The sequence below is a fragment of the Micromonospora sp. WMMD975 genome (assembly GCF_029581215.1).
GTDB lineage: Bacteria > Actinomycetota > Actinomycetes > Mycobacteriales > Micromonosporaceae > Micromonospora.
In genome coordinates, this window is sequence record NZ_CP120739.1 from 970,477 (window position 1) to 982,730 (window position 12,254).

9 protein-coding genes and 1 pseudogene are annotated in these 12,254 nt (G+C 73.4%); 4 read left to right on the forward strand and 6 right to left on the reverse strand.

What is annotated here, in order from left to right; genetic code table 11:
- Positions 1–3 precede the first annotated feature (3 nt).
- Positions 4–735 carry a class I SAM-dependent methyltransferase gene (locus tag O7613_RS04390; RefSeq protein WP_282292263.1) on the reverse strand — a complete coding sequence of 244 codons (732 nt, stop codon included), beginning with the start codon at positions 733–735 and terminating at the stop codon, positions 4–6.
- 284 nt (positions 736–1,019) lie between these two features.
- Here O7613_RS04390 and O7613_RS04395 point away from each other — a divergent pair, with 284 nt between their 5' ends.
- From O7613_RS04395 to O7613_RS04405, 3 genes are all read left to right on the forward strand, one after another.
- Entirely contained in the window at positions 1,020–1,583 is a 564-nt protein-coding gene (locus O7613_RS04395) for a helix-turn-helix transcriptional regulator (RefSeq protein WP_282292264.1), read from the forward strand.
- A gap of 229 nt (positions 1,584–1,812) precedes the next feature.
- Positions 1,813–3,525, forward strand: a complete 1,713-nt coding sequence (locus O7613_RS04400) for a DUF1996 domain-containing protein (RefSeq protein ID WP_282292266.1) — start codon at positions 1,813–1,815, stop codon at positions 3,523–3,525.
- A gap of 25 nt (positions 3,526–3,550) precedes the next feature.
- Complete coding sequence (locus tag O7613_RS04405; RefSeq protein WP_281584080.1) at positions 3,551–3,928, forward strand: UBP-type zinc finger domain-containing protein; 378 nt, start codon at positions 3,551–3,553, stop codon at positions 3,926–3,928.
- A 28-nt stretch (positions 3,929–3,956) separates the two neighbouring features.
- Here O7613_RS04405 and O7613_RS04410 read toward each other — a convergent pair whose 3' ends face one another.
- The 4 genes and pseudogenes from O7613_RS04410 to O7613_RS04425 form a co-directional block, all read right to left on the reverse strand.
- Entirely contained in the window at positions 3,957–6,410 is a 2,454-nt protein-coding gene (locus O7613_RS04410; protein WP_282292269.1) for a helix-turn-helix domain-containing protein, read from the reverse strand.
- A 213-nt stretch (positions 6,411–6,623) separates the two neighbouring features.
- Positions 6,624–7,349, reverse strand: a complete 726-nt coding sequence (locus O7613_RS04415; protein ID WP_282292270.1) for a DUF2306 domain-containing protein — start codon at positions 7,347–7,349, stop codon at positions 6,624–6,626.
- 155 nt (positions 7,350–7,504) lie between these two features.
- A pseudogene (locus O7613_RS04420) lies at positions 7,505–8,428 on the reverse strand (glycosyltransferase family 2 protein); the annotation flags it as partial.
- Positions 8,429–8,453: 25 nt separating this feature from the next.
- On the reverse strand, positions 8,454–10,277 hold the full coding sequence (locus tag O7613_RS04425) for a hypothetical protein (protein WP_282292273.1): 1,824 nt from the start codon (positions 10,275–10,277) through the stop codon (positions 8,454–8,456).
- Positions 10,278–10,530: 253 nt separating this feature from the next.
- Here O7613_RS04425 and O7613_RS04430 point away from each other — a divergent pair, with 253 nt between their 5' ends.
- Complete coding sequence (locus O7613_RS04430; protein ID WP_282292274.1) at positions 10,531–11,784, forward strand: cellulose-binding domain-containing protein; 1,254 nt, start codon at positions 10,531–10,533, stop codon at positions 11,782–11,784.
- Between the two features lie 62 nt (positions 11,785–11,846).
- Here the strand turns inward: O7613_RS04430 and O7613_RS04435 are convergent, their stop codons facing one another.
- A complete protein-coding gene (locus O7613_RS04435; RefSeq protein ID WP_281584074.1) occupies positions 11,847–12,221 on the reverse strand; it encodes a YciI family protein in 375 nt (124 codons plus the stop codon).
- Between the last annotated feature and the right edge of the window lie 33 nt (positions 12,222–12,254).

The window sequence follows — 12,254 nt, forward strand, 5'->3', positions numbered from 1 at the left end:
CGCCTAGGGTCGGGACGCCTGCACGAAGGTGATCCGGCCGAATCTGTGGTCGACGTGCGCGACCTCCCGGGCGTCGCCGAACCCGGCGTCGGTCAGGAGCGTGACGAGGCCGTTGCCGTGGTTGCGGGCCACCACCGGGCTGTGCGCGACGCGGGAACGCATGGGGCGGGTCAGGGCCCGGAACGGGCTGTGTCCATGGCCGTGTGCGGGGTGCCCGGCGGTGGACGCCGGGCCGCCGAGGTCGACCACCGTGACCGTGCCTCCCGGCCGAAGAGCACGCCGCGCGTCGCGTGCGAACGCGACCCGACCGTCGTCGTCGACGTGGTGCAGGGCCAACGAGGAGACCACGTGGTCGAGCGAGGCGTCCCCGGCGGGGAGCCGGTCGGCGTACCCCTGGACGAGGGTGAGACCGACGCGGCGCCGGCGTGCCTTGCGGGCCGCCCTGCGGAGGGCGTCCGCGTCGGGGTCGAGGCCGGTGACCCGCGCGTCCGGCCGGGCGGCGAGCACGGCGAACGACAGGTTGCCCGTGCCGCAACCGACGTCGACCACGGCCTGGCCGGGTTCGATGCCGGCGAGTTCGACCGCGCGTTCGTGCAGCGCGCGGATGCCGGCCACGCGGCTGAAGGTGTCGTAGAGCGGCAGGAGCCAGGTCTTGCCCGCGCCGGGCAGGAACGCGCGGTCCCGCTCCTGCGGCGTTCGGTTGTCGAGGATGCGGACGTGGGTCGGAGCTGCCATCGATGCCTCCAGGTGACGGGCCGGGTCGGCCGCCTCCGAGTCTTGGACTTTCCGGGGTTGTCGTGCCGGACCTAACGTGGCAACCATGGGACTTTCTTCGGTAGGTGACCCGCCGGACGCGGCGCGGGGGCTGCGCACGGTGCGGCCCGACGGGACGCCTGTCTACCGCTACCGGCAGCGTCCCGGCCGGCCCGCCGTCTCGGTGACCCGCTTCGACCCGGACGCCGCCCGGGCGAGCCTCCCGCCGGAGCACCGGCACGCCCACGACTTCCTCGTCCTGGTCTATGTCGAGAAGGGCGCGGGCGCGTTCACCGTCGACGGCGTGGAACGGTCGCTGCGCGCCGGCGAGGTGCACGCGGTGTCGCCCGGACAGGTCATCGGCGGGGCGGTCACGGCCGAACTCGCCCGCGGTCGCGCGTGGGCGGTCGCGTTCATCCCGGACGCCGTCCCGGCGCTGGCCTCGGTCTCCCCGCTGGCCTGGGCGCACCATCCGCTCCTGGCCCTGTTCGCGTCCGGCACGGGTCACGGCCGGATCGCCGAGCCCGACCGGGCGACGTGGTCGGCGTGGCTGGTGGACCTGGCCGGGGAACTCGCCGACCCGGACCGTCAGGGCGCCGGGGCACCTCACGACCGTGCTCCGCCGCCGCACCGGCCGCCCGCTGCTCGAATGGATCACCGAACGGCGCATGATCGAGGTCCGGCGGATGCTGCGCGAGACCGACCTGCCGCTCGACGTCGTGGCCGCCCGAACCGGCCTGCGCGACGCCGCCTATCTCGTCCGTCGCTTCCGCGAGCGCTACGGCATCACGCCCCAGCGGTGGCGTCGCTCCCAGCGCGCCGGGTCGTGAGCGTGACCTGTCCGCGGTCGGCGTCCCCGGGTCGACGGTGGACACCGCCGGTCCGCCGGACGAGGGCCGACCGAGTTCTTACCGATCGGTGACGCGCCGGGAAAAGCTGATCGGCCGCACCCGGCGACGCCGTACCCGAACGCGACAGCCGGAGCACCGGAAGGCCGGCCCCCGCGACCGAGGAGAAGACGACATGAGAAGGCGTTACGGAAGGCGACCGTCGGGTGGTGTGACACCCACCCGGATCGTCGCGGGCGCGGTGGTGCTCGCCGCGACGGCCGCGCTGACGGCCACGTTCGTCTCCAGCGGCGGTAAGGGCACCGCGGACGCGGCGACGAACCTGTCGTCCTTCGTCCCGATCGAACGGGTCACGCCGAACGTGGACCGGCCCCGGACCGGGCCGGACGCCTCGACCGGCCGGTTCACCGTCGACTGCGGGACCAACGGCAACCGCAAGTTCAGCCCGGACAACCCGGTCGCCCAACCCGGGGTGCGGAACGGCGCCGAGCACGTGCACGACTTCGTCGGCAACCTCGCCATCACCGCGAACTCCTCGGACGCCGACCTGGACGCCTCGGGAACCACCTGCGTCAACGGTGACAAGTCCTCGTACTTCTGGCCGGTGGTGCGGATCGACCGCTCGGTGCGCGCCGACGGCAGGGACATCCAGCGGGCGCTGGCCGCCACCTCGGGGACGGTGGTCTGCCCGTCCGTGCGTGACCGCCTCCCCGCCGTGCCCACCGGGGCGAAGGCGGCGGTCGACAGTCAGTTGGCCGACCTGGAGCGGTACCGGGTCGCCGCCGACCGGCGGGTAACCGCCACCCGCGGCGTGCACGTCCAGCTCAACAACGACGTGTTGCAGTGGCTGCGGGCCCGCCGCGCGGCCTCGCTGGTCGCGATCGGGGACACGATCCGTCGAGCCGGCGGGCAGTACCCGGCCCGCCTGCGCTCACTGACCGACTGCGACGTCAGCTACGACGCCATCCACGCCCGACTGCACGGCGGCGGGCACACCGTCGCCACGAGGTCGGCCACCCCGCAGGTGACCTGCCCGTCCGTACGGGATCGCCTGCCCGGCGTGCCCCGGTCGGCCCTCGCCGAGGTCGACCGCGGCCTCGGCGAACTCGACCGGCAGATCTCCGAGGCGAACCAGCGGCTGGTCACCAGCCGCGGCGAAGGCGGCGCCGGCTTCGTCGAGAACGCCGTCCTCGGCCCGCTGCGGGCCAAGCGGATCGCCGTGCTCGACCGGATCGCCGTCGCCATCGGCCGCGCCGGCACCCGTCCCCAGGGCCTCGACGCTCTCGCCCCGTGCGCCCTCGACCAGCGCGGCGGCCCACCGTCCCCGGCCCCGACCGGCAGCGCGAGCCCGCTGCCCGACCCGCAGGGCGCGAACCTGGAACTCCCCAACAACACCGGCGAGATCCTGCGACCGGCGTCGGTCCTCATCGAATACCGCGGCAATCCGGTCGGCAAGGTCGTGCCGATGCCCAAGTTCCTGCGCGAACTGACCGGCGACGCCAAACCCACCAGCCGCGGCCCGGCCAACGCCCGTGCCACCTGGACCTGCTCCGGCTTCACCGACCGGCTCTCCGACAGGTATCCGATCTGCCCGCCCGGCCGTCAGGTGCAACGGGTCCAGGACTTCCCCGGCTGCTGGGACGGCACGAACACCGACAGCGCCAACCACCGCGACCACGTCGCGTTCGCCGACCGGGCCACCGGCGCCTGCCCGCAGGGTTTCGTCGCGATCCCGCAGCTCCGGATCACGATCTCCTACGACATCCCGCGGAACGTGCAGGTCAAGGGAGAGTACGCCCTCGACTCCTTCCCGGAGGAGAACCACAACCCCTTCTCCGACCACAACGACTTCGTCAACGTCAACTCCGCCCAGACCATGCAACGCATCGCCACCTGCCTCAACAAGGGCAGGAACTGCCGATGACCGCACCCGTGGGTAGGCTTCGGAGATGGACAACCAGCCCCAGCCGGAGCCACCGGCCGTGACCGCGGCGATCGATCCTGCCGCCCCGCCGAGCGGAACGGGCTGCCTCGAGTGCGAGTCCGCCGGCGGGTGGTGGTTCCACCTGCGCCGCTGCGCCGCCTGCGGCCACGTCGGCTGCTGCGACTCCTCGCCGGGCCAGCACGCGACCGCGCACGCGGCCACCTCGGGTCACCCGCTCGTCCAGAGCTTCGAGCCCGGTGAGTCGTGGTTCTGGGACTACACCGACGACAAGCTCCACGCCGACGGGCCGGAGCTGGCCGAGCCGCACGCGCGCCCGCTCGACCAGCCCGCCCCGGGCCCCCGGGGTCGGGTGCCGCAGGACTGGAAGGCCCGGCTGCACTGACTGTGAGGCTGGCTGGGTCGGCCCGGCGTCACGAGGACGCGTCGGGCACGTGTGTCGTCGCCCGGGCGTCGGGAGACGCACCCGACGCCCGGGCCATCCGCTCGCGTACCCCCTCGACGTCCGGATGGCCCAGGCCGTCGAGGATGATCAGGGCCCGCCGCCAGGTGCGGAGCGCGCCGGCCCGGTCACCCGAGGAGTGCCGGCAGTCACCGAGCCGGGTCAACGTGTCGGCCTCGTCGTACCGGTCACCGATGCGCTGGTAGAGCGTCAGCGCCCGGCCGAAGCACCGGATCGCCCGGCGGTGGTGCCCGAGCCGGTCGTGGATGAGGCCCAGGCTGTCCCAGGTGTTGGCCTCCCCGTGCCGGTCGTCGGTGCGGCGCAGCAGCGCCAACGCCTGCTCGCAGTGCTCGCGCGCCGCCCCGTACCGGCCGAGCCGGGCGTGCGCCCACCCCATCGCGTTGCGGGCGCTGGCCTGCCCGGCCCGGTGGCCGGTGCGCTGGTAGAGCGCCAGCGCCCGCGCCGCGTGGTGCAGTGACTCCTCGTACCGGCCCAGCGTGTCCAGCATGGCGCCGAACGCCCGGTGGGTGCGGGCCTGCCCGCTGTCGTCGGCCAGGTCGGCGAAGATCGCCAGCGCGTTGCGGTAGTGGCCGGCGGCCTCCTCCTCCCGGCCCAGACGGACCAGGGCGCGGGCGAGGTCGCGGTGGGCGTTGGCCTGGCCGGCGCGTTCGCCCGCCCGCCGCGCCGCGGTCAGGGCGGTCCGCTGGGCGTCGGCCAGGTCCGACCAGCGTCCCTGGCGTTGCAGGAAGTCCACCAGGGTCCGGGCGAGCCGCCAGGCGTGACCGTCGCAGCGGGTACGTTCGGCGTCCACCACCGCCGCCAGGAGCACGCGGTACTCGGCGTGGAACCAGGCGAGTGCGTGCGCCGGGTCGGTGATCTCCTCGGGCACCACCCCGGGCGGGGCGTCGTCGAGTGGGGCCGGATCCCAGCCCGGTTGCAGCAGCACCGCGGCGGCGTGCGCGGAGTGCAGGTAGTGGTCCAGTCCACGTCGGATCGCCGCCTGCCGCTCGTCGTCCGGGTCGAGCCGCTCGGTCAGCTCGGCCGCGTACGCCCGCAGCAGGTCGTGCGCGCCGAACCGGCCGGGGGCGTGCTCGGTGAGCAGGTGCGCGTGGGCCAGCTCGGCCAGCAGCCGGGGCATCCGGTCGCGGGGCAGGCCGGCGAGGCTGGCCGCCGCCGGAATCCCGATCTCCGGGCCCGGGTGGCAGCCGATCAGCCGGAACAGCCGCGCCGCCGGTGGGGTCAGGCTCCGGTACGACCAGGAGAAGACCGCCTGCACGTCGGTGCCGGCGTCCCCGGTGTCGAACGCGTCCGACAGCCGGGCCGCCTCGCGCAGTTCGGCGGCGAGGGTGGCGAGCGGAAAGGCCGGGTGCGCCGCGCCCCGGGCGGCGAGCACCGCCAGCGCCAACGGAAGCCGCGCGCAGCGCTCGACCATCTCGTCCACGACCTGCGGCTCGACCGTCAGCCGGTCCGCGCCCAGGCGTCGGGCCAGCAACTGCCACGACTCGGCGGCGCTGAGCAGCCCCACCGGGACCGACCGGGCGCCCTCGGCCGCGATCAGACCGGCGAGCCGGTTGCGGCTGGTGACCAGGACCAGGCAACCCGGGCTGCCCGGCAGCAGGGGCCGGACCTGCTCGACGTCGCGGGCGTTGTCCAGCAGCACCAGGATCCGGCGGTCGGCGAGCAGGCTTCGGTAGAGACCGACCTGCGCGGACAGGTGGACGGGCATCCGCTCCGGTGGCACCCCCAGCGCCTCCAGGAATCCGTGCACGGCCTCCGCCGGGGTCACCACCGCGCCGGTGGCGTCGAAGCCCCGCAGGTCCACGTAGAGCTGGCCGTCGGGGAACCGTTCGGCGGCGCGGTGCGCCCAGTGCACCGCGAGTGTCGTCTTGCCCACCCCGGCGGTGCCCGACAGGACCACGATCGTCGAGGCGGGCCCGCCGTCCGCCGGCCCGTCCCGGCCGTCGCCGGCGTCCAGCCGCGCCAACTGCGCCGCGCGGCCGACGAAGCCGGGCAGGGCCGGCGGCAACTGGCGCGGTACGGGCAGCCGTGCCGGCCGGGAGCGGGCCCGCCCGCCGCCGGCCCGTACCGCGGGTGTCTCCTCCCGGTCCGGCTGCCGTCGGGCCTCCTCCACCCGGTCCCGCGCGGTGGCCAGCGCCCCCTGCTCGGCGGCGGTGGCCCCGAGCAGCCGGATCAGGATGTCGAACCGTTCCGTCGGCGGCAGGATGTTCCCGGCGAAGTACTCCCCGATCACCCCTCGCGACCAGCCGGTCTTCGCCGCCAGTTGCCGGTACGTCAACTGGGTCTCGCCCTGTTGCCGAGCCTCCCGGCGGCGCAGCTCGCGCAGCAGGCCGGCCAGTTCCGACACGGTCCGGGCCGCGTCGGCGGCGTGGATCAGTGGACTCGCGGAGCGGTCCGTCGCGGTCACGCCCGGCGGTGTTCTCCGGGCACCACGACGCGCCACCTGATCGGACATCCGGCCTCCCCACCGGCCCCACCCGGCCGCCCACCGGGAGGGTAGGGCCGCGCACACGCAGACCCATAGACCCGCGCTGATGTACGACAGTTCCCTCCCGAAGGACGGGATCCGGCCGTGGCACTCCGCCATCGACGACACCAACACCGCGACGGCCTGCGCCGGTCACGTCCCCACCGGCCGGGTCCGGCCGCGGGCGGGGCCGCGCTCCAGCCACCATTCGGCGACCAGCAGGTTGACCACCCAGCTCATCCAGACGCTGGCGCCGGCCGCGGCCCGGATCAGGGCGTCCTGGTCGCCGCCGTAGGTCGTGTCGAGCTGGGGCGTCAGCAGGACGACGAAGAGGATCACCCAGAGCCGGTTCGCCACGATGGACAGGGTCAACGCGAAGCTGCGCACCATCCACCGGCGATGGTCGACGAACCGGCGTTGCCGCGCCATCCGGTAGCCGGCGACGGCGGTGGCCAGCCAGAGCACCGCCAGCATGGTGTTGCCGACCCGGGAGACGAAGCCGGTGCTGCTCAGCGGCGCCACCCCCAGCACGGCGACGCCGGCCGGGAAGACGCCACCGAAGAAGTACGCCCGACCCATCCACCGGTGGGCGACCGGATAGCGGCGGCGGAACCACGGCCACACCTGGAAACATCCGGCGAGCAGCGCCACCGAGCCGAACACGATGTGCGCGACGAGCAGCGGATAGTACTGCGGGTGGGCTTCCGGGACCGGCAACCGCGACCGGCTCGGATCGAACGTCAGGTAGGGCGGCAGCGCGTACCCGACGAAAATGATCGCGACCAGCAGCAACGGCACCGCCCAGCGCAACTGCCGGCGCACCCGGCGTCGACCGGCCGGCACGCCGGCCGCGGCCGGACTGTCGATCCTCGTGGGCATGTCGCCTCCCCGTGGCAGTGACGAACCTGATGGGGAGAACGATGCGCCGTCCGGGCCGCCGGATCAGCGGTGCAGGCTCCCGCATTCCCGGTGGTGCTGGCACCCGCTCCGCGAACCGGCCCCGCCGCCCGTGCGGAGACGCGGGCTCACCGCTCGGCCGGGCGCTCGGTCTCCTGCACCAGATAGTGCGGCCGGCGTTTGGTCTCGTAGTAGATCCGGCCGATGTACTCCCCGATCACACCCAGGAGCATCATCTGGATGCCGCCCAGCCCGATCACGCTCACGATGATCGTGGTGTAGCCGGGGACGTCGATGCCCTTCTCGACGGCGTCCGCGACCACCCAGGCCATGTAGACCACCGCGATGAGGGTGAGGAACAGGCCGCCGTAGATCGCCAGGCGCAGCGGCCGGTTGTTGAACGACAGCAGGCCGTCGAAGGCGTAGTTGAAGAGCTTGCCGAACGTCCACCGGCTCCGCCCCGCCTGCCGGACCTCGTTGCGGTGCGACACCACCACGGTCCGGAAGCCGATCCAGGAGAACATGCCCTTGGAGAACCGGTTGTACTCCGGCATGGTCAGGATCGCGTCCACCGCGAGCCGGGACAGCAGCCGGAAGTCCCCCGCACCGTCCAGCAGGCGCACGTCGATCCACCAGTTGATGGCCCGGTAGAACGACCGCGAGGCCATCGTGCGGACGAACCGGTCACCGCGCCGGTCCCGGCGGGCGATCACCTGGTCGAAGCCCTGTCGGTAGAGCGTCACCATCTCGGGCAGCAGCCGCGGCGGGTGCTGGAGGTCGGCGTCCATGATGACGACCGCGTCGCCGGTCGCCCGCCGCAGGCCGGCGAGCATCGCCGCCTCCTTGCCGAAGTTGCGGCTCAGTGACGTGTAGTGGACGTTCGCATCGGCGGCGGCGAGCCGGCGCAGCGCCTCCAGGGTGCCGTCGGTGCTGCCGTCGTCGACGTACACCACCTCGACCTCCACGTCGGCCAGCCCGGCGAGCGCGGCGTGCACCGTCTCGTGCAACCGCTCCACCGACGCTTCCTCGTTGAAGCAGGGCACCACGAGCGACAACCGCATGGTCGCCGTCCCGGCGCCGTCCCGGTCAGAGGCGGTAGACGAGCGCGCCATCGAGCTCCTCCCGGGTGATGCCCAGTCCGTCGACGGGTCGCGTCTCGATGCCCTCCCACGGCGTCCCCGCAGCTCGGCTCGGCACGGCCACCACCGAGCGCACGCCGATCCCGCGCAGGTACGCCACGCTGCCTGGGTCGGGGAAGGACGCGATGGCGGCCTTGGTCTGTGCCTGGCTGACCGGCTCGAAACCGGCCAACCCGTTCGTCACCCGGGGGAATCCGTCGGTCGTCCACAGCATGTACGTCAGGTCGCCCACCCCGCCGGCGGGCAGCACCAGCATCGGTTCCGGTGCGGCCCGCATCGCCGCCGGGGGCGTCGGCACGGTCGGGTGGGGCGTGGTGTTGACCCCCTCCGCGGTGACCAGGCCCAGTGGCACCAGCAGGAGCAGCGGCATGAGGATCCGCGTGGCACGGCGGGGGGTGTGCCGCTCCGGCGACCCGTCCGGCGCGGTCGACGGGGCGTGCCGGCCCGGCGACTCGGCCAGCGCGGTCACCAGCCCGGCGGCCAGCAGGGCCAGCAGCAGGCTGGTCCAGTGCATCATCCGGCCCGGGGTGCGCAACGCGTCCCAGCCCGGCAGGTGCGTGGACAACGTCAGGTAGCCGGGGTCCCCGTCCCCGCCGAGCGTGGCGCCCAGGCCCAGCAGCACCGTGCCGAGCACGCCGAGCCCGAGCGCGATCCGGCGCCGCAGCGGGTACGCCGAGACGATCAGCCCGGCTGCGGCGAGCCCGAGCACTGTCATCCCCGGCAGCAGCGCCATCTCCGGCGGCCAGCTCAACTGTTCGCGCGCGGCGGCGTGCCGTTCGCCCCACATCCACGAGTCGGCCGGCGCGGTGAGGAACCCCATCAGTGGTGGGGAGAACATCTTCGTCCAGTCCAACGTCCGTTGGGCCTGCGGGTTGAGGTCGACCACGCGCAGGAAGACCAGGCCCAGCAGCAGTGTCACGGTGCCGAACACGGCGCCGCCGGCCAGGTCCGCGAGCAGCAGCCGGCGGCCGAACGGTGGGCGTTCCCGCCGACGCCACCAGGACCAGCCGTAGCCGCCGGCCGCCACCAGCACCGCGGCCAGCAGGAAGTAGACCAGCGGCAACCCGATGCCGAAGCCGAGGGTGACCTGCCAGGCGGCGACGAGCCACCCGGCCAGTGCCCAGCCGGGCCGTCGCCGCTCCGGCCGGTATCCGTGGCGCAGCGACCAGCCGTGACCACGGGCCAGCATCGCCAGCGCGAGGGCGATGCCGCCGCTGGACAGGATGTTCAGGTGGCCGGAGTGCGCGAGCCGCCACGGCGCGAAGGCCCACGCGACCCCGGCGACCGCGCCGCCCCACCGGTTCGCCCCGAGCTGCCGCGCCAGCGCGTACGCCCCGAAGCACGCAAGCGCGTGCAGCAGCACGTACAGCACGTTGTACCGCACCACGGCCGCCTCGAATCCGGAGCCGAGCATCCCGATCGGGGCATATCCGAGAAGCGTGTCACTGTAGGCGTATGTGTATCTCTCGGGATAGAACGTGTTCGAATGCCAGAGATTGAGGGGCTCGTTGAGCAAGGCGTGTCCCGCCCAGGCGACCTGCCACGCCTGCAACGTCGGGTCACCGAGATCGCCCGGGATCGTGGTCGCCGGGTGTCGCATCGTCGGCCAGGTCAGCACCACCGCCAACAGCAGGCTGGCCAGGGCCGCGATCACCCATTCGGGGCGCGGTCGGCGTCGCCGGTCACGCCCGCTCGGTGACGCTCCGGCGGGGGTCTGTTCGGGGCTCGCGCTCTCGGTGGTGGGTCGAGCGTCGGCGGACCGGGCATTCATGGAATCGATGCTCCGCGATGCTATTGACGATGTCGATCAGTGTCCGAAGTGTGGACCAGGCTGCTTGATTGAATAGCAATATGTCAATAGATTGAGGGCGGGCACCGCCCGAGCCGGGCACATCGGTCATAGCACCGACCAATCCCTGTGGCGCACCGCCGCGCCGCAACCGGAGCGCGTCGTCGCACCGCGTCCGTCCAGGACGCGCGCCGCCGTGCCGCTACCGCCCCGCTCGATGGCAGAAGGAACCTCCATGACGATTCTCCGTGCCCGCCCCGCCCCGACCCTGGCCGCCGCCGCCGCGCTGGCCGCCGCCGTGGCCGCGACCGGAACGGCCCTGCTCGCCGGCCCGGCCGCCGCCGCGCAGGGCTGCCGGGTCGACTACACGAACAACCAGTGGCCCGGCGGCTTCACCGCCAACATCAAGGTTTCCCCAGGCGACACCGCCGTCTCCAGCTGGACCGTCACCTGGACGTACGGCGGGGACCAGCGCGTCACGAACGGCTGGAACGCCACGGTCAGCCAGTCCGGGACGACGGTGACCGCACGTAACGTGTCGTACAACGGCAGCATCCCGGCCGGCGGCTCCACCGAGTTCGGCGTGCAGGGCACGTTCGCCTCCGGCGGCGGCGCACCCACCGGATTCACCCTGAACGGCGTGCCGTGCAACGGGGCCGAGCCGACCGGTGGGCCCACCACGATGAACCCGACCACCCCGCCCCCGACGACCGCGCCGCCCACCACGGCCCCGCCGACGACCGCGCCGCCCACCACGGCCCCGCCCACGACGGACCCGCCGACCACCGCGCCGCCGCCGGTCGGGTGCGCCGGGGCGGTGCTCTGCGACGGCTTCGAGAACCAGACCGGCTCGACGCCGTCCGGCGACTGGAGCGTGGTGAACCCGGACTGCTCCGGCGCCGGCACGGCCACCATCGACACGACCACCACCCACAGCGGCAGCCGGGCGGTCCGGATCAACGGCGCCGCCGGATACTGCAACCACGTCTTCATCCGGGCCACCAAGAACCTCGGCAGCGTGGGCAGTGTCCGGTACGCACGGATCTGGGTCCGGCACACCACCGCCCAGCCCACCGACCACACCACCATGCTGGCGATGACCGACGCCGCCGACGGCAACAAGGACCTGCGGATGGGCGGCCAGAACGGCGCCATGCAGTGGAACCGCGCCTCCGACGACGCGACCCTGCCCGAACAGAGCCCGGCCGGCGTGGCGCAGAGCCTGCCGCTGCCCACCAACCGGTGGGCCTGCCTGGAGTTCATGGTGGACGGCTCGGCCGGTCAGCTCCGCACCTGGCTGGACGGGTCCGCGGTCGCCGGGCTGACCGCGGACGGCGCACCGACGCACGACATCGACGGCCAGTGGTACAACCGCACCTGGCGACCGCAGCTCACCGACCTGAAGCTGGGCTGGGAGAGCTACGGCGGCGGGTCGGACACCCTCTGGTACGACGACGTCGCGGTCGGGTCCAGCCGGATCGGCTGCTGACCCGGCGGGAACGTGGGAGGGGTCGAGGGTGTGTCCCGGTGGACGGGGCGCACCCTCGACCGTCACCATCGCCGGTCGGCCCGGTACAGCATCGCGTCCAGCTCGGGATCGGGCAGGAGTTCCCGAACCTCCTGCGCGCAGCGGCAGCTCTCGGCGAACCGGGCGGCCCAGGCCAGCGCCTCCTCGCGGGACGCCACGTCGACGACCACGAACCCGCCGATGACCTCCTTGGTTTCCGGGTAGGGACCGTCGGTGACCATTCCGTCCGTGGCCACGACGCTCGCCTGCTGGCGTTCCAGTCCCGCGCCGAACACGAACACGCCGGCGTCCACGGCGTCCTGAGTCACCGCGTGCGTGGCCTTGCTCACCTCGGGCAACTCCTCGGTGGGGATGTGGTCCATCCCGCCGTCGTTGAACGAGATCAGATATCGCGCCATGCGTTGCTCCCGTCTCCCGGCGACCGTGCCCGG